This is a genomic window from Pedobacter heparinus (assembly GCF_032678725.1).
GTDB lineage: Bacteria > Bacteroidota > Bacteroidia > Sphingobacteriales > Sphingobacteriaceae > Pedobacter > Pedobacter heparinus_A.
On record NZ_JAVTSC010000024.1, the window covers coordinates 15,603 to 34,437 of the forward strand.

13 protein-coding genes and 1 pseudogene are annotated in these 18,835 nt (G+C 44.8%); 5 read left to right on the forward strand and 9 right to left on the reverse strand.

Going from position 1 to position 18,835, the window contains the following annotated elements; all coding sequences use genetic code 11:
• Positions 1-23: 23 nt before the first annotated feature.
• The 8 genes from R2Q85_RS23745 to R2Q85_RS23780 form a co-directional block, all read right to left on the reverse strand.
• Positions 24-3,260 (reverse strand): hypothetical protein, encoded by a 3,237-nt coding sequence (locus R2Q85_RS23745; protein ID WP_316814300.1) that lies wholly within the window; start codon positions 3,258-3,260, stop codon positions 24-26.
• A complete protein-coding gene (locus R2Q85_RS23750) occupies positions 3,257-6,640 on the reverse strand; it encodes a DUF6603 domain-containing protein (protein WP_316814301.1) in 3,384 nt (1,127 codons plus the stop codon). Before R2Q85_RS23750 ends, R2Q85_RS23745 begins: the two co-directional genes overlap by 4 nt.
• Before the next feature lie 165 nt (positions 6,641-6,805).
• Positions 6,806-7,633, reverse strand: coding sequence for a helix-turn-helix domain-containing protein (locus R2Q85_RS23755; protein ID WP_316814302.1), 828 nt, complete (start codon positions 7,631-7,633; stop codon positions 6,806-6,808).
• Positions 7,634-7,820: 187 nt separating this feature from the next.
• Positions 7,821-8,831: a TQO small subunit DoxD gene (locus R2Q85_RS23760; RefSeq protein WP_316814303.1), complete on the reverse strand. Its 1,011-nt coding sequence runs from the start codon at positions 8,829-8,831 to the stop codon at positions 7,821-7,823.
• 50 nt (positions 8,832-8,881) lie between these two features.
• Entirely contained in the window at positions 8,882-9,259 is a 378-nt protein-coding gene (locus R2Q85_RS23765; RefSeq protein WP_316814304.1) for a hypothetical protein, read from the reverse strand.
• Positions 9,260-9,397: 138 nt separating this feature from the next.
• The gene (locus R2Q85_RS23770; RefSeq protein WP_316814305.1) at positions 9,398-9,826 is read right to left on the reverse strand and encodes an SRPBCC domain-containing protein; all 429 of its coding nucleotides are present in this window, start codon (positions 9,824-9,826) and stop codon (positions 9,398-9,400) included.
• Between the two features lie 253 nt (positions 9,827-10,079).
• Positions 10,080-10,475: a hypothetical protein gene (locus R2Q85_RS23775; protein WP_316814306.1), complete on the reverse strand. Its 396-nt coding sequence runs from the start codon at positions 10,473-10,475 to the stop codon at positions 10,080-10,082.
• A gap of 21 nt (positions 10,476-10,496) precedes the next feature.
• The gene (locus R2Q85_RS23780) at positions 10,497-10,619 is read right to left on the reverse strand and encodes a hypothetical protein (protein ID WP_316814307.1); all 123 of its coding nucleotides are present in this window, start codon (positions 10,617-10,619) and stop codon (positions 10,497-10,499) included.
• A gap of 44 nt (positions 10,620-10,663) precedes the next feature.
• Here R2Q85_RS23780 and R2Q85_RS23785 point away from each other — a divergent pair, with 44 nt between their 5' ends.
• Both R2Q85_RS23785 and R2Q85_RS23790 read left to right on the forward strand, forming a co-directional pair.
• Positions 10,664-11,611 carry a hypothetical protein gene (locus tag R2Q85_RS23785; RefSeq protein ID WP_316814308.1) on the forward strand — a complete coding sequence of 316 codons (948 nt, stop codon included), beginning with the start codon at positions 10,664-10,666 and terminating at the stop codon, positions 11,609-11,611.
• Between the two features lie 327 nt (positions 11,612-11,938).
• Positions 11,939-12,322, forward strand: coding sequence for a Rid family detoxifying hydrolase (locus R2Q85_RS23790; protein WP_316814309.1), 384 nt, complete (start codon positions 11,939-11,941; stop codon positions 12,320-12,322).
• On the opposite strand, the gene R2Q85_RS23795 is transcribed toward R2Q85_RS23790, so the two are convergent.
• The gene (locus tag R2Q85_RS23795) at positions 12,314-13,090 is read right to left on the reverse strand and encodes a rhamnogalacturonan acetylesterase (RefSeq protein ID WP_316814310.1); all 777 of its coding nucleotides are present in this window, start codon (positions 13,088-13,090) and stop codon (positions 12,314-12,316) included. The two genes, R2Q85_RS23790 and R2Q85_RS23795, sit on opposite strands and share 9 nt — an antisense overlap.
• A 216-nt stretch (positions 13,091-13,306) precedes the next feature.
• Here R2Q85_RS23795 and R2Q85_RS23800 point away from each other — a divergent pair, with 216 nt between their 5' ends.
• The 3 genes and pseudogenes from R2Q85_RS23800 to R2Q85_RS23810 all read left to right on the forward strand — a co-directional run.
• On the forward strand, positions 13,307-16,549 hold the full coding sequence (locus tag R2Q85_RS23800; RefSeq protein ID WP_316814311.1) for a TonB-dependent receptor: 3,243 nt from the start codon (positions 13,307-13,309) through the stop codon (positions 16,547-16,549).
• Between the two features lie 17 nt (positions 16,550-16,566).
• On the forward strand, positions 16,567-18,339 hold the full coding sequence (locus R2Q85_RS23805) for a RagB/SusD family nutrient uptake outer membrane protein (RefSeq protein WP_316814312.1): 1,773 nt from the start codon (positions 16,567-16,569) through the stop codon (positions 18,337-18,339).
• A pseudogene (locus R2Q85_RS23810) lies at positions 18,329-18,835 on the forward strand (hypothetical protein); the annotation flags it as partial. The gene R2Q85_RS23805 and the pseudogene R2Q85_RS23810, both read left to right, overlap by 11 nt.

The following is an 18,835-nucleotide window of genomic DNA, read 5'->3' on the forward strand; positions in this document are numbered from 1 at the left end:
TAGGTTATAAATTATAGGTGATGTCAATTGATGTTTCCCAGCATTTCTTTGGCATGAATGGCAATCATAACAGGTTTCTGATAAAGGATATAGCCCATGTTGGCTGCATTTTTTCCCCATTGGTCTATTTGATCGGCCGGACCATCCAGGTTAATGTTGTGTGGTTTTACCGCGGTATTGATGAAACCATTGGAGGTAGTGTAATTTTCCCAGCTTAAGTCATCCCAGGTAATTGGCGTTTTTTTATCATCATCTGGATCATAAGCGATGTCCATACCAAAGCGTGGCTCGCCCGGAATCTCCTGGATCACAAAGTACCAGCCCCAGTCGTCCGTTTCCAGTTTCGGGTCGGCTGCTCCTTTAGCCTGTAATGCCGTCAGGTCGAAACCAAAGAACTTGATGTCAGGGTTAATTTCTGCCTTAAACAATGGAAATTTAATTTCTGCACTCATATCTGCTTCCATGCTTATCGGGATGATAATGGGTTCTTTTTTTGCATCTGCAACACCGTTTTCGTCTTTATAAATATGTGCTTTTTGCGCATAAATGATGGTGTTAGGGTATTTCTTTAGCAATTCTCCACGGACCACCAGCACCAGCTGATCGCCATCAGGCAGTTTTCTGTTGGGGTGATCGCCAAGCGGCGTATGGCTAAACCATTTGTCAATCGGTTTAATGTCTTTGTACTTTTCTTTCAGTTCGGCTTCATTAAGTCCTGTTTCATTGGTGATGATGCCTTTAACATCCCAGAACTGGCGGAAATAGCTGCCCCTTTTATCCGTCGGATATTCCCGCCAAAGTAATTCTTTGCCGAATTCATGGTTAAGCCCAACCATATAAGATTCTATAAATTCCGGGTTGGTTACCAGAAGAGAAATCGTATTTGGAGGGATCAGGTTGAGGTTAGGGATCAGTAACTCTGAAGAGATATCGCGTAGCTTCTCGTACATGGGGTCCGGAAAATCGGGATAGGCCATGGCAGGAACCAAGTTTTCGAAATGGAACAGCCAGTCTTTATTAAAAGAATAAAAAACCAAAGTAGCCAGCATTTTCGGGAAAGCCTTTCTGGGATCTGTTGCCAGTTGCAGTTTCTCCTGCGCATTGGCCATGTCAAAACGTGTATATTTTTTTTCCGGAATGGCAATGGCCTGCCTCAGGTTGAGGTCTAATGCTGCAGCTCTGAAATTTGCAGCTTCTACACTGTCTTTGCCAGCCGCCGCGGGCGTATATGAACCCACAGAAAGATAAGATAAGGGATTGTCTGCCGAGCTGCTTACCTGAGGTTGTGTAGTGATCACCGTACTGCCCGAACTGCTTTCTGTAGTCACAGGGTTGGTTTCTGTAAATACAAAACCCGGTTTTGGCGGTAGGTCCGTCAGCGCCTCAACCAGTGCTTCCGGTTGGTTAAAGGCATCATTTTCTGTAGGTATGTTTTTCAGCTTCTTACCATAGGAATAGGCAGCCACCGCAATTAATGCCGCAATGAAACAAAATGTCCAGGCACCGGTAAATAAGCCGAACAGTAAAATGGCCAGCAATACCAGGATCAGCCAGAGCAACAGGTTCGACAAGATCCAGGTAAGCCCTGGGCCATAATTTGTTTTTGGGAAGTCTTTAGTCAGGTCTTTTACTGTAGGCAGGCCTTCCGGTACCAATCTGGACGGAGCTGCCGATATTTTACCTTCATTGATGTCATTCAGCATTCCGCTATGCGAAAACGAAGGGTCTGCAACAGCAATTTTTTTGAAAAAAGGCCCCCGTGGTCTGATGATGCGCCGTAAAGTGGTACTTACTGCTGCTGATGGCAGCAGACTTTCCTGCAATTGGTAGTGTAGGGTTGTTGGCGAACCTTTTACTTTTTTGAGCAAAGGGGAGAAGAACAAAAGTGTTTTTTCGGGTGTCAATTTGCCCGTAAACTTTTTAGAAATTCCCTGTACCACATTCATGGAAAAGGAAACAAACAGTATTTTACGGTTGGCTTCCAGGATTTTCTCTACCTGTTTCCAGGCCCTGGCCACATAATCTTCCTGGTTCTTCTGTACCACATTGGTTCCAAAACCCGCTGGAACCCTATTTCTGGGATCCTTGTTCAGTTGGTGCAGCCAGCCATTGTCGTTGATGGCAATCTCGTTGGTCATGGCATGATTTTGCCCGTAAATTGGTGGAGCTACTACCGGATCAATGGCCGTATTGCTGCTTTTTTGCAATACAGAAGGGAAGTTTAAAATGTCTTTCAGTTGTGTGAAAAAAGGTCGGCTGGTATCCAGCACCTGCGGATTTGATTTCGTACTTGGCGATTTTAACGCCCCCTCCAAACCAATGATCTCTGGTGTACCGTCAGGCAAAGTATTGCCGATGTTGGTACCTACCGTCATGCCAAAGCCCGGATCTGTACCGTTTAGGTCGCGGATGCCCAGGCGCTCGTCCATAATACGTGGTTCCAGAATTTTCACCAGCGATTCAAAATCCTGATTGTCGCCGGTCTGGAAAGACCAGTGGTAATATACCGGAAGCTCAGTGTTTTCTTCACCAGCTTTCCAGGAGGGTTGTTGTGCATCTACACCAGTTGTTTCCTTGGCCAGACCGGCAAGCCTTCCGGTTTCAAAAGCAGGAACCACAAAAGCACGGTATGCCGTATTGGTTTCTAATTTGCGTGGGCACATTAACCTGCTGATGATCTTATCGCTATTGGCATTGTCCAGGTCACTTAGTGTTTTCAGAAAGGCTTCGAACTCCGTGGTTGATGCATGCCCTTCATTCACATGAACATGGCTCCATGCCCATGTCTGGGTAACCGGTGGCAGGTGATCGGCTTTATTTACCGTAACCCTGGGCAGGGGGATGCTTTGCTCATTAAAACTAAACTCAGCCATGCCAGGTGTGGCAGCATCCTTAAGTACAATGAGTGCCAGCCAGGGCCTCAGGTTCTCGCCATTCGCTTTTGCGGGCGTATACCGCCATACAAAATCCTCATCATAAAACTCGATAAAAGGAAGGTAGTTGGGCTCAAAGTTATTGACGTAATTCCGGGGCTCAGTACGTACCACCATCGCCGGATTGATGCCGATCACATCACCGGGGCCTAGCAATTCAAAACGTTTTGGGACGGCTTTGTCATTTAGATTGAGCTGCACATCTACGGTAGCGCGCTCTGTATTGCTGGCCGATCCGTCTCCAAGGTTATCGGTTTGGTTAATGCGGCCGCCAATGCCTTTACGCAACCAGGATCCAAAGGTATATTTTGCAACAGTTATACTCATATCAATTCAAATTGTGAAACTACCTGTAACTGATCTTTTAATTCCGGATTTTTCCGGAGCAGCTCCCCCTGCAGGGCATAAGCCTCTGCTTCCGAATGCAGACCTTGCATGGCCCCATGTGGCTCCAGGTTTTTAATGTTTACGATGCTGTAGTTCCCGCGGCCCACCTCTACTTTAGCAGGGGCATTGGTGGCCAGTTTATTACTTATGGAATAAACATTTTTGCTGATGGCATTGCCTTTGGAGAAAATGGCGAAAGCTTTGTCCCAGAACTTATAATTTCTGATCCTCAGCGTCAGTTTTTTGCGGTGCACATAGCTCATTTCATAATTCACCTCTTTCTGCAGCTCCACGCCATGCATCATGGCATTGGTGGTTTGGAAAGTCAGGCCGCTTTTCATCTGATCAAAAGATTTTCGGGATAGTTTCTCGTTGTCTTTCAGGTTTACAAAGTTGCCGATGGCGAATTCTTCATTTACATATTGCGGGCTGGAATTGTCCTCGTTCTTTAAGGTAAAACGGGTATCCGGAGCAGGTTTTTTATGGCCAAATTTATTGATGTCCATTTCCAGGGGCACTACTTTCTGGCTAACGGAAAGAATGGTAAAAGGATGGATGATAATTTTTCCATCGGTTAATTCAAGTTTGCGGAGCGAAACATTGGTGTTGGTATTGGGGGGCAGGCTGGCCATCCAGTTGCGGTCGTCCTGTAAAGCGGCTTCAACCAGCAACAGCACATTTTCCAGTTCTTCTGGCTGTGCGGGAGCCTGGTCTCCCCAGGTTACATCAAATTTCACACTTACTTTTACAAAAAGTACTTTCAGGCTGGCTTTTCCAAGCGCATGCCATGGAGTAGGCCCGCTCAGTTGCCCGGCAAGGTGTATACCTGCAATTTCACTGTTGCCCCGTCGCAATGCGATACCGGCTTCTATCTGCGCAATGAAATAGAAAGGATTAAACTGTACCAGCAGGTCGTAACCCAGGTAACCGAAAACATTAAATCCGCAGGCCGCGGCATACAATTCTACGCGGGCACCCGATTGTACCGTATTTGAAGTTACGGCAAAATAGGTAGCAACACTGATTCTTGGATTTTTGCCTGAAAGGAGGGATATGGTAATCCGCTTCATGCCTTTCAGGTCTGCAGGTACCTCGTTATAGGCAGGGTGAAAACCGCCTACAGACAATACAAACATCGGATTGTCACCCCAGCCTATGCGAAGTGCCATATCGCCCGTTAGGGTAAAAGCCAGTAAGCGCGAGTCGAACAGGCTGGCGTTAAACCACAGCCCTTTGCTAAAGTTGATACCCCCGGCAAAGTTAACCTGCAGTTTTAAAATAGCAGTCTCTTCGGTAGGCAATACACAGCGCAGTACGCCAAGTATTACGATCTCTGTTAAAGGCACATCAATAATGATCCCCATTTCCAGTGAAATCAGCGTAGGGGTTCCCCAGCCAATTTTAGCCATAGGTGCAATTACAAATACACCTTTCGAGATCGGGAATATCTGCTGCAGATCGCTGATGATCCGGGTAATGTTATTGACAATATCTTGCGGAAAAAGTACACTGCTGATGGCACCTGTTTTTACGCCTTCCTGTATGGCGGCTACATAAGGTTTTCTGTTTACACCCAACAATCCGCCTACGCCAATCAGCGTAAATCCAAAACCCAGTTGCATTGGGGTAAATTCGGCAGTGATTAAAATCAGCAGCGCAAAACCCTCGCTGCCGTCGGGCATTTTTGTAGAGATGATGCCAATGGCTTTCAGGTCTATGAAACCCTGAAATGAAAGCTCCAGCGCACCGGTATATTCTCCTTTGGCTACATTTATGCCTAAAAAGCCACCCCCTTTAATCACGCCGGTATCTATAGACAATCCGATACGGGTTGGTGGCGAAAAGTCTGCGCCTAAATTGGCCAGTCCAAGATTTCCATCTCCGTTTTCGGGGAAAGTGATGGGCAGATTGGTGCCAATCCCATCTACCACCGCCACCAATGGGCCCAGGTTGGTTTTAATGATGGTGCTTAAACCTACTGTAAGGCCAGCTGATGTGGAAAAGCCCAGTTTAAAGTAAACACCTTCAATGGATACCACAAACAGATCCAGGTGCAGGGGAATCATGATGTCGACACCGCCACTGCCCTGCAGTCTTAAGCCCTTATCCGGATCCCAGCTGGCAGTTAAGTCAAATTTCGCCTCTGCATTCACATTGGCAAGCAGCGACTGGATAAAACCATCACCCTGCGAAAAATCAATGACCAGTTTACCTTCTTCTATAGCGATTTGCATGGCAGGTGCTACCTGCGCACCTGAACTTACATTAAGCGCATTGATGCCGATACTGGCGCTGATGCTTTTGGCTTGTAAGCGCGTGCCGCCGGTTATGCCAAGCAGCATGATGGGGTCATTATTGTTTTTTTGCGCTTTTAGTGACAATAATGTTTCCATAGTTGCCGCGCCGCTGGGTTGTAGCGTCAGCTTTAGAGGGTATTGGAGTTTAGCCTTTAAACCGGCGGCAAAGTTCCGGTGGTTGTGGATCTTGCCTTTCCATAAGCTGGAAATGGTATAATCCTTATCAAAGGTTTTGTCGCCACTTACATGGGCTTCAAATTTAAGCCCCGGAGGGTTGGCCGTAAGATCGGCTTCGGCCTTAAAAAATTCAGATTCCAGCACCAACGGGTTGGTTAGGCTTAGCTCTGCAGGATAGCCGAGGCTGATCAATAAGCCCTGGATTTTAGTCAACAGCTCCTTTCCATTAAAGGCGGGGGAGGGTAATCCAAGTTTAAAAGTGTCCTGCAGGTATTTTGGCGGATCGGACAGCATTTTTGGAATGCGGTCCAGGTAAAACCTCCTGGGTACAGTGGCTGGCAAAGGGTTGGTTAAAACCATCCCGGCAGGCAACACGACTTCTTTGTCAATCACCCCGATCAGGTTCATTGCCCGGGTCATTAAGGGCAGGTGTTCATCCAGGTAACCCACCAGGCAATATTCCAGGATCCTGACAGGCAATTTATCGGCCAGGTCTTTCAAATCACCAGGAACATTGCCGGCAGCCGTATTTACTGCCGTGCCCAGCTCTTTGAGCTTGATCATCAGGTTTTTAATGGTGCCGACCAGTACCGCACCTTTTTCAATAATTTGAATGGGATCTGAAGCAGAAATGGCAGCTTCCAGGTCAATTATTTGTGCCGGCAGGCCAGCAGCAAGGCTTTTGGCTTCATTAAGTTTAGTAGTTATCGCTGCATTGTTTTTTAAGCTCTGTGGCAAGGGGACGCCCAGTTTTTCGAAAAAATCGGGTGTAAGTAAAGTAGACAAAGGCTTTAGGGCCTGCCCCAGTTCCAATGCAATTGTTTCAATGGTACCAACTTCTGCCATAGATCTATAGGTTAGATGTAAAAAGCTTTTTTAAATTTCCGTTACCGGAACATTTTGAAGCTTATAGGTGCAGTTTTTTCTGTAATGCTATGCATTACTTTCGCTAAAGTAACAATGAACGATACCAGGTACATAGTAAAAATGCGACAAGTTTTGTACGGAAACCTAAATTAGCAGTTCTGTTGAAGGAATGAGTAAAATAGCCGATGCAGACATTTTATCATCCAGCTCGCAGGGGTTCAGTGCGGCGATGGATTTGAAATCATGGATCAGGTGCATCTGGTCGAAATAGCCGCATTGGGTAGAAATCTGTCCCCAGGTAAGCTCAGGAAATAAATTTCTCATGTGATAGGCATTGCCAAACCGGATGAACTTGGAAAAGTGTTTCGGGGACAGGCCAAAACGCTCCATAAACTTTCTTTGCAACTGCCGCACACTCATGCAGGCACTGGAGGCCAGCCCTGCTATGGGAATGTTTCCATGGTTAAATAACAAACGTTCTACTGCATAATCTATGGGCATATAAGGTTCGGCAGTGGGTACTTTTTTCAGTAAATAACTCTCTAAGACCTTAACCTTAGCCGCCAAACCCGCTGTTCCCATCATCCTGTCGTATAAATCCACAAACTCTCTGTGAAAAACATCCCTTGCATTATGGCATTCATTGTTAAACTGCTTGATCGGAACCTTAAACATCCGGTAAAAACCGGCATGCTTAAATTTCAGCATAATTGCCTTAATGGTTTTTCCGCTGATTTCCGTATTGATCAGCTGTGGAGGAATGATGGTGGTTTGATGTGTGGGGGATAAAACACCTGTTATGGAGTTTTTAACGCTAAAATCCGTATCAAATTCGAAACTCAGGTAGCATTCATGGCTGGGTATAGCCGTTTGTACAAGTTCTCCGTTTTCATCAGCATTTCTACTCATCGTAAAAATTGACGCTACACATCCTTTTAATGCCGGATGTATCTGGTAATGTGTAATGTCCATAGTGTTTGTGAATTGGTAGATGTCACATTCAATAATCTAATATACAATTATCAACATGATTATTTTTTTTTATGTTCCCGCCGTTGCATTTTTATCAATTAGGAAAACCCGGCTTAGGCAGGGTTTTCCATTTTAGAGATATTTATTTAAAGGGTTATGAGAAAATAGGAAAAAGAATATTTAGCCGTCAGATATCGACCGTCCACTCCAGGCCACTGATATCTGTGAGCTTCAATTGGTAGGTTCCGGCATCTTTGAGGACTATCCCATCGAGCGTTAAATCCGCTTTGGCGCCAAGGGGGATGATCAGGCTATGTTTCCCGGGTTTTATCCTGGCCACATAATGGTTTTTAATGCTGGACGGCGGAAACTTTGAAAGCTGCGCTCCGTCGAGTGCTTTTATTACTTTTCCATTTGCATCCAGGATGGCTATACCAATAAGGAAAGAACCGTAGACGTCGGCACCCTGTGTTCTGTACACTTCAAACTTAAGTGTGGAGTTGTGGCGTGTGATGTTGGATATTTCCAGTTTTGGTTTTACAGATTTGTTATGAAGGGTTCCCCAAACACCGCCGTGAAAGTACTGGTTGGTAAATAGGGTAAGGCCTAAAATGGCCACTGAACCAGTTAATACAAGGGTTTTTGGATGGGGGGCAGGTAATTCTCCTGAAGCAACCCAGCTAAACCATTTTTTATGTGTAAAGTTTAGGTTTTTTCCAAGCATGAAATTGTCCAGTGAGTACAATCCGCTTCCGGTAAGGAACAGCGTAAAGCCGCCGGATACGCCCAAAACGCCAATTTGCCATTCGTCCAGGCAGGTTGTGCCGATCCAGCCCGAGCCTAAAAGTATCCCCATTGCCAGACCAAAAACTCCGGCAGCCATGAGCCTGGTAAATAAACCAAAAATGAGAAAAAGTCCAACAACGGCTTCCACAATGGTGAAAGTGACCATTGCTGTTTGTAAAGCATCAGGATGTGTAACCAAGTACTCAATTATTGGCTTTATCCCCAGTGCATTGGGTAAAAAATGATTGAACTTTTCGCCGATATATCCTGCTTCATCGGGAATGAGTTTGTTGTCCAGAACCAGCCTGCGCCAGAAAGCGGAAAAATATGTCCAGCCTATTACCAGGCGCATTGCGAGCATAAACAGACCTGCCGTACCGGCGGACCCGTTAGGAAAATGATTGATCTTCATTGATTTTATATTTTATTAAACGATTTGTAAAGCTATTTTGAGTTACTGACTTATGCCAGATGAAGCTTTAACCGTTTATATAGAATATATTTTGGAGGGCTGTTTCCGGTGGGCCGGAAACAATTTTTGGGCTGCAGTTTGTCGCCATAAGTGCCGGATGCATTTAGCCGGGTGTTGTATGACAGATCCGCTATTGTGAACCTTTGTTCTGCTTTTACCCGGAGGGAGCTGCATTTTTTACCAATCCTGAAATCACTGCATCCCAGGTTAAAATTTGCAGCGTTAGTTTTGTTGATCGGGCTGCTGAATGCAACATCAAATGTGCTGATGAATGCTTTTTTTACTGAACAAGGAAACAAGCAGCACAGTCCGATAAGGAGCACTAGCGCCTGTTTATAGATTGGTGTATGTTTCTTTGACCTGTTCATTTTTTGTAAAGATAGAGATTAATTCAGCAATACTCTTCAAGGCTGCATGACTGCGCGGAATAGCCGGCTTTATTCGGATATCAGTATGAATAATAGTTTTATGTATGTAAGGCCGGTTGGGTTTAGCATCATAATGAACTAAAACTTCCGTTTTTGATAGGGTGTTCCCTGGCCATCTTCACAGTAACTTTTGAGGCTTAAAAGGAACATGGCCCAGTTGTAGTTGCACCATCGGTAGAATTCTGTCAGTTCGCGCCAATCGAAATGCTTGAGAACGACTGTTGTTACTCCATCCTTCTCTGTCAGATCAAACGAGATACCTGTTCCTACCCACTCCGGGTCGGTTGCTATGCATTTCCAGAGCACCCTTTTGTTCTGAGAAAGTTCGACTACTTCCATTTTCGTACCATAGTTATCTCCGAAATCAAACTCATTGATAAAACCTAATTCGGGCTTAACGATCAATTGTTCTGTCCAAACAGCGCCAAGTCCGGTTTGTGTTGTTAATGTGGTGTAAATATCTGCGATGGGTGCTTTGATGTAATTGATATGTTCGATTTTTTCCATTTTCATAATTGAGTATCCTTGCGGCTTTCAAATGTATATATAGTATGGCTAACATACATGGGCCGACTGCGGCAAAAAAGATGGTGATATGCGGCAAGGAATGCCATGATTTTAGGTTTCAAAAATATATCTGATTTTTATTATAATGCCCTGTATATTGTAGATAAAATTCAGTTTAGAGCAGAATTTCATCCTAAAAGACCATTTCCGAATACGAAAGTAAACCTTACCCATGTGTTACACAACCCACACCCTATGACAACATCTCCGTTAAACAATTAAACCAGGTTTGATTACCGGACGAGAGAAAATTATGGTCAATTACAAGATAAATTTTCTTTTCAACCGAATCAGTTCCGCAGTAGGTAATCCTGAGCGGTTGCCAGAATGTACCAAAATTTTTGACATACGCGGGTTTATAAATCTCGTCAAAACCCATATATAGCTGTGTAATGTCTTTTAAATTGATACTGAGCTCATCTTCTGTATCAGCAATCAGCACTATCCTGTCAGTCGTTAATACAGCATTCCCTTTAAGTTTATGTAGCGGTTTAACTCCGGTAAATAAAACACCGATCTTATCAACAAGCGAAAAATCCAGAAAATCAGAATCAGATAACCATAAAACACGTCCAGAAAGAATTTCCATAGCGTAAATGTAAACAATCCCTTAGACAACAATAATAAACTCCTGTACATCATTTACTACCATCCAGCTAATGGCATAATTGGTATTGTAATCACGGCTATTTACTACCGTGGCAAAATACCTGGCACTTAACACGGATTTCACATTAAATATTTAAATTGTGACCGGATATAAACGTCTTTCAAAATATGATGAAACATCACTTCAGCGCACTCGTACTCTTTTTTTCTATTTTTTGTGGTACAACAACAAATATTAACGCACAGGAACGCCCGTTAAAAGTTACTTATACTGTTAACTCAGATAAGACTGTTGCTTTTGAATATGAAAAAACCGACCCCGGCAGCTACACCGTGATACTCAAATTCAGGCAGCTCAGTAACTGCAGCGAAAGCGATGAACAGGAATTGAGCGCTGTGCATTATTCGGGCAGCCTGCTCACTTTGAAACCGACAGACAAGGAGCGGGGCATTGGTTTTTCTTATACCTATGCTTCCATAAGGGGGAAATTAAGACCAAAATACGATGCTGATTTTATCTATATACTTCCCTGCAAAAAAGGAACAAAAGTAAAAGTAAGTGACGTAGGCTTTTTAGGTGCAAAGTATTTTGGAAATACAACACCAGAGGACTGGAAAGTGTACAAATTTTATACACAAACTGAAGATACCGTAACTGCGGTCCGGAAAGGGATTGTTGTTTCAGTAAAAGACCTATATGAAACCGGAGATGCAAATAATGCTGTATATAGCAGCAAAGTCAACGAGATGATCATTGAGCATGCCGATGGTACCCTGGCTACCTACAAAGGTTTTAAACATGGCAGCATTGCTGTAAAAGAAGGACAAACGGTTTTCCCGGGAACGGCATTGGGCATCAACAGCCAATCCAACGCAAACAGCAAACCTGGCATTATTCTATCTGTTAGCTATTTAAAATCGACGGAAGGTATAGGTTTAGAAGGCAAAACCCTTCAGAATTCTAAAAGTCTTTATGGGTTTGTAACACCACATTTTTATACGGATGGCAATGCAAATGAAGTATTGGCCGTAAAGCAGGAATATACAGCGGCTGATAGCCCGGACATCTTAAAAAAGGAGTTTACCAAAAAGGAGTTGAAGCAAAGGATAAAATAAAAGTGGGCCAGAACAATGAGATGATATATGGCACGCCACTGCATCTGCTATGCATGGCCAATGCTTCTGCTGTTGAGGCCTAGCTGCGCCAAACCTTCGCCATACTTGACACATCCTCAATCGAAGCGAGGGTGAGGCAACTATGAAGTAACTACGCCCGAAGGTTAAGCCGACAGGCCAGGCATAACGGAGGCAGGGGGAGAGGGATAGGGAAGGTAATTGCTCAGAGCAACGTTATTGAGAACGCTCGCATTGTTTTATATGGTTATTATTGCTCATTTTTATAAATGAATAGTAATCTTGTAGAAAATAACCTAAATATCAACGATGAAAAAAGTACAGATCAAACATCCGGACCGAGATCCGGATTTTGTAACCGGAGCCTATTCAGATGGCGTAGTGATCAATGGTTTTCTTTTTGTCAGCGGCCAGGCCGCGGTCGACTTTAAAGCCTCAAGATTTGTTTTGGGAACCATAGAAGAAGAAACTGCCCGTACCCTGGATAATATCAAAGCTATTGTCGAAGCTGCAGGTGCCAGTATGGATGATGTCGTAAAATGTACGGCACATCTGGCAGACATCAACGAATTTGACCGGTATAATGAAGTCTATAGCCGGTACTTTACCGGTATTAAACCTGCGCGTACTACAGTACAGTCTGTATTGGCAGAAGGGATTAAAGTAGAGATTGATTGTATTGTGTCACTTTAGGTAGCCGGCAAGTGGCGACTTGATCTCCTTTAAGCCCTGGGCCGCGAGACGCGCAATCTCAGTGGCACCAAATACGCATAAATGGCTGTCGTCTTTTTTGCCTTCAGGCAGTTTGGTGAATTTTCCTGGTTCAATATACAGGAACAGCTTCTTAGATTCCTCTGGCCCATAACCCTCTACCAGGTCCCATGATTTTTGATACAGATCTATCAGTGGCACATTGGTTTCCCTGGCAAGATTGCGTACCGCCGTTACGTAATCTCCATAGGTGTCGCGCAGTTTGTCATCTTTACCAAAGCTTCGGCGTACCAGTGAGGTAAACAGGATAGGATATGCGCCTTTTGCCTTTGTTTCGTTGACGTAGTTCAGCAGGTTCTGGCGATAGGTGGTCTGCGGGTCTGTATGTCTGGCGGTATCGGGTTTCTGGTCATTTGCACCAAACATGATAAACACATAGTCTCCAGCCTTAACCTGATCAATAACAGGTTTCCAGTGCCCCTCGGTCCTGAAACTTTTAGAACTTCTGCCGCTGCGGGCCGCATTGTGGACAATCACTTCGTCATTAAAAAAGCCAGGCATCATTTGCATCCAGCCCCTGATGGGATAGTTCTCTCCACCAAACTGTGAAAGATAGTCCGGCATAAAATCACACATGGTAGAGTCTCCGATTGAATAAATGCTTACCTTTTTTTGCTCGTTTTTAAAACTTACCAATACAAATAATAGCATTACTGAGGCAATTAAGGCTTTTGATATAGGTCTCATCATGATTTAAATTTAGGGTTTTATCTATACGAATATACTTTTACTGTCTTTGTTGAATAACGTATAGGCATATAAAATCATTGAGACCGTTGTCGAGAACGTTCTCGATAACGGTTGCATACTTTTTTAACCTTAAATCGCTTATATCTTCCTCAGAATAATGTAATCTTGTTATAAAACGATAGACCAATCGTGCTAAACCAGCTATAACCAAACATTATGAAAAGATCTATACCACTACTTTTTATTTTACTGCTCTTTGCCGGCATTTCCTTTTCACAACAACAAAACCGTACCATTTCGGGCAAAGTCATGAGCCAGGCAGAAGATGAGCTGCTGGCGGGCGTATCTGTTGGCGTAAAAGGGCAGGCTATTGCAGTAAGTACAGACATTAACGGCGCTTTTAAAATGGCATTACCTGTTAATGGAGAAATTACACTCCTATTTAAATATCTTGGATATAAACCAAAAGAAGTAAAGGTTAGTGATGAAAAGGACCTCATCGTAAGGCTGCAACCCGAAGCCTATATGTTAAATGAAGTGGTTACCATCGGGTACAAAACCCTGCAGCGTAAAGACATTACCGGGGCAGTGGCCTCGGTAAATGCCAGGCAGCTGAAAGATATCCCTGTAAATTCTGCAGCTGAGGCGCTGGCTGGCCGTCTTGCTGGTGTACAGGTTACTGCCAATGAAGGCATGCCGGGTGCTGAGGTCAGGATATTGGTGAGGGGCGGGGGCTCCATCACGCAAAACAATTCGCCATTATACATCATTGATGGTGTACAGGTAGAAGATGGTCTGTCTAACCTGGCACCAACCGATATCGAATCGGTTGAAGTGTTAAAAGATGCTTCAGAAACTGCTATTTACGGGGCAAGAGGTGCCAACGGGGTGATCGTGATCACTACCAAGGGAGGCAAAGAAGCAAAAACCCGGATCAGCTATAACGGCTTTTTTGGATTGGCGCAGCTCCAGAACAAACTGGAAGTGATGAGCCCATACGACTTTGTGCTCAGACAATATGAAAGGACCCGTGGCCTGACCAATAATGAAACTGCTTTTCAACAGGTTTACGGTGATTTTGCTGATATCGGTCAATATAAAAATACAGCAGCCATAGACTGGCAGGAAAAAACTTTTGGGCGTGATGCCCTTTCACAGACACATACTGTTGCCATAACTGGTGGGGGTAAAGCTACAACCTTTAATGTCAGCTATACCAATAATGCGCAGCAGGGGATCATGCTGAATTCAAAATTTAACAGGCAGTTGTTTAACCTGAAACTCGATCATCGAGCCAGTGAGAAGCTAAGAGCTGGTTTTGGCATGAGGTACAACGACCAAAAGATCTTTGGCTCGGGGGTATCTACCAGCGAAGCAACGGCTACTTACAGCCTGCTCAGGCATACCATCAAGTACAAACCTTTAAATACCACCGGCCTGAGCGATGATGTACAGGACGAAGATTATTTTAACGATACCAATACCGGTAACGGTTTAGGGGTGCTGAACCCTATTCAGTTGAGCGACGCCCAATACCGGTCCCGGCCATCAAACAACCTGAATATTAACGGTTATATCAATTATACCTTAAGCAAACACCTTTCTTTCCGTTCTACCGCCGGAGGTAATTTTACCAACAGCACCATCAACGCCTTTGATGATTATTTTACCTCGAATGCCCGGCAAAATGGGGCTGGCCTGCCAATTGTAAACATCAATGCCACCAAACGCTTCAGTTTTAACAACTCCAATGTGTTTACCTATACGCTGAAAAAGAAAACACACAACTTCAGCGCATTACTGGGGCAGGAGATCTATAATTTAAGAGATGAGATCCAGCTCGATCAGCTGAAACAATTTCCGATGGGCATTACGCCAGAAAAAGCATTTGGGCAGCTTAGCCTGGGCCTAAGCGCACCCTTATTTCCGGCTAATGTAATTACCGAAAGCCGGTTGCTTTCGTTCTTTGGAGGCTTAAACTATGCTTACAATGATAAATACCTGGCCAAGTTCAGCTTTCGCACCGATGGGTCCTCAAAATTTGCTGCAGATCAGCGCTGGGGCTATTTCCCTTCAGGCTCCTTAGGCTGGCGGATCTCAAAAGAGGATTTCATGAAAGATATTGCCTTTATTTCCGATTTAAAACTCCGTGTCAGTTACGGAGCTTCGGGCAACAACCGGATAGGCGATTACCTTTACCTGACTACTTTTGCTACAAACGCAAAATATGCTTTAAATGAAGTGGTCAACGCTGGCTTTACCTCTTCTGCACTGGCCAATAAACGCCTGAAGTGGGAAACGACGGTAACAAAGAACATTGGTCTGGACATTGCGCTCTGGGACAACCGGCTGCAGCTCAACATAGACGCTTACAAAAACAAGGTAAACGACCTTTTATTGGATGTGCGGATCCCTTCCATTTCGGGATATATCACCCAGTTGCAAAACGTTGGCCAAACCTCCAACAAGGGGCTCGAATTCCAGTTAAATGCCATTCCGGTACAAAACAAGAACTTCTCCTGGACAAGCAATTTCAACCTGGCCTTTAACAGGAACAAGATCGACAGATTATCCGCAGCGTCCAGCTATCTTCCGGCACCGGCAGTATCCTTTGTTTCCGGCCAACCCTCCGATTACATTGTACAGGTAGGTAAACCCGTAGGTTCTATGTATGGATTTGTATCGGATGGTTTTTACAAAGTGGAGGATTTTAATTATGATCCTGCCACCCAGGTTTATACCCTGAAGGCCGGTGTTGCAGACGGATCTGGAGTTATTGGTACCGCACAGCCGGGTTGGATGAAGCTGAAGGACCGTGACGGCGACAACATCGTCACAGAAAACGACAAAGACATCATTGGAAACGCCACGCCTAAGTTTACCGGAGGCTTTAATCAGCAGTTCACTTATAAGAACTTTGACATGAGTGTGTTCCTGAACTTTGTAGTGGGTAACGACATTTACAATGCCAATAAGGTTGAATTTACCAATAGTTATACGCCCAATACCAATATGCTGGCCATTATGAACAATCGCTGGAAAACCATTGATGCCAATGGGGTGGTGGTACAAAAGGTTACTGTTGTTGGTGGGGCTGCGCAGGTAACGGGAATAGCTCCAGACCAATTGGCAGCCTTAAATAAGGACGCTGATATCTGGATGCCGATTACCGGAACGGGCGCCTTTTACCCTACCTCATGGGCTATTGAAGATGGCTCATTTTTAAGGCTCAACAACATTACCCTGGGCTATACTTTTCCGGTTAAACTGCTAAGCAAAGCAAAAATAAACAAGCTGCGAGTGTATGTTACTGCAAATAATGTAGCCGTCATTACCGGGTATTCGGGCTACGATCCGGAAGTAAATGTACGCAGTTCAAATCCTGTAACGCCTGGCGTGGATTATTCTGCTTATCCGCGCAGCCGCACTTATCTGTTTGGTATCAACCTTTCCCTTTAACCTCAACCGTAGAAAAGATGAAAACGAAATCAATTTTATCCGCAATAATCGTCCTTATTTTAACCGCAACGCTAGGGCTGGTCTCCTGTAAAAAATACCTGGACCTGGCTCCGCCATCGGCTTTCGATGAGCAGTTTGTATTCAGCAATGTGGCCAATTCCACCAGTGCGCTAATGGGCGTTTACGAACAATTGACCGGCGACAACGGCTATGGCAGCCGCCTGAGTATGATGTATCCTTACGACACAGATGAATTTATTGGCGTAACCAATGCTTCTGCTCCAGATAACAATTCCCGCGATCTTTCCCGTTATAACCTGCAAGCTACCAATGGACAGCTTACCCTGCCTTTTCAGCAATTGTATACAGGAGTAGAACGGGCCAATATCTGTATCAAGAATATTCCGGCTATGGCCATGTACAGCAACGGCTCCGAAACAGAAAAGCAACAACTCAAAAGGCTTTACGGAGAGGCGCTTACCCTGAGGGCACAATTTTACCTGGAGCTGATCAGGAACTGGGGTGACCTTCCGGCCATATTTGAGCCTGCCATTGACCAGGCCGATCTTTTTTTACCAAAAACAGATCGTGATGTGATCTATGACCATTTGCTGGAAGACCTTAAGCTGGCTGCCGATCTGGTGCCCTGGCGAAATGATCCCGGAGTAGCACTTGATGAACGCATTACCAAAGGTGCTGTAAAAGGCCTTCGTGCAAGGATTGCACTTTTCAGGGGCGGATATTCTTTAAGGGCAGCCTCTGAACAAATGGAACGCAAAGCAGATTACCTGAAATATTACCAGATTGCCCGGGATGAATGTAATGAAGTGATGCAGCGCCGGGACAAGCATGCGCTGAACCCATCATTTCAGGACGTGTTCAAAAATAACATTGATGCCTTTAAGATCGAGCCGAACGGAGAAGTGATGTTTGAAGTTGCATTGGGCAAGGACATCAGTGGCCGCATCGGTTATTACGATGGACCACGGTTTTATGCACCTGGCTCCGCACAGCTTGGCAACAGCTCTGTCCGTGCGGTACCTTTATACTTTTATGCATTTCATGAAGCTGATACCCGCCGGGATGTAACATTGGCCCCTTATTACAACAATGCGGATAAAACTAAAGCTGTACAAACCATGGTAAACATGACCAGTGGTAAGTTCAGGGCCGACTGGTGGAACCCCGCGCCAACTTCTGCCAGTCAGCAAACGGGTATCAACTGGCCGATACTTCGCTTTTCTGATGTATTGCTGATGTTTGCCGAAGCCGAAAATGAACTGAATAACGGACCGGGGCCGGCTGCAAAAACAGCCTTCGAAGAAGTTAGAAAACGGGCTTTCAAAGGCAATGAAGCTGCTATCGGCATTACACCATCTGGTAAAGAAGATTTTTTTAATGCCATTGTGAATGAGCGTTATTTTGAGTTTGGGGGCGAAGGGGTAAGAAAATATGACCTGATCCGCTGGAACCTACTGGCCAGCAAGATCAGCGAAACCAGGGCTAATTATACCAAAATGCTGAACAAACAGGCACCCTATAATAACCTGCCCCAAAATATGTATTACAAAACGGCCTCTCCGGATGTCATCTTCAGCAATTCACTATATGCCCCGACTCCTTCAGCATTACCTGTTGGTTATACCAGAGTGGCGTGGGTAGCCTCTATTACAGCTACCTGGATCACTAATTTTGCGCAATACTTTAAGGCTAACCATAGCGAACTGATGCCGCTGCCCCAGTCTGTTACAGAATCGAATCCTAAGCTGAAGCAGGATTATGGATACTAGTAGATGGTGCGGTATCGTCATTGCTATACTTTACTGTTTAACTGCCGGTAATGGCTATGCCCAAACTACGGCAACTGCAAACTGGGCCTTAACCGCAAACCCAGGCGCAGCCGTAACTGGAAGTGTTGCAGCCTCCGCCCAACAGCTTTCAGGACTGTCGATCCATGACTACATCAGCGGAGGGCAGCGCAGTCTCCCCCCGGGAAATAACTGGCCTGCCCAGAGCATGCCGGACAGTACGCGGTTTATGCAATTTATCATGAATCCGCTTAGTGGAAATGATTTAAATGTTAGCGCTGTAGCCTTGATGATTGGTTTTTATGGTTCCGGTGCAGGACGTGTAAATATGGCCTGGTCTACGGATAGTGTTCATTTCACCAGCATAACCTCAAACTTTTCGCTTGTATCCGGTACAACACCCACATCCTATACCTTTGGCGGGCTGAATATTAATGTATCCAGTGGTAAGAAATTGTATTTAAGGATTTCGCCATGG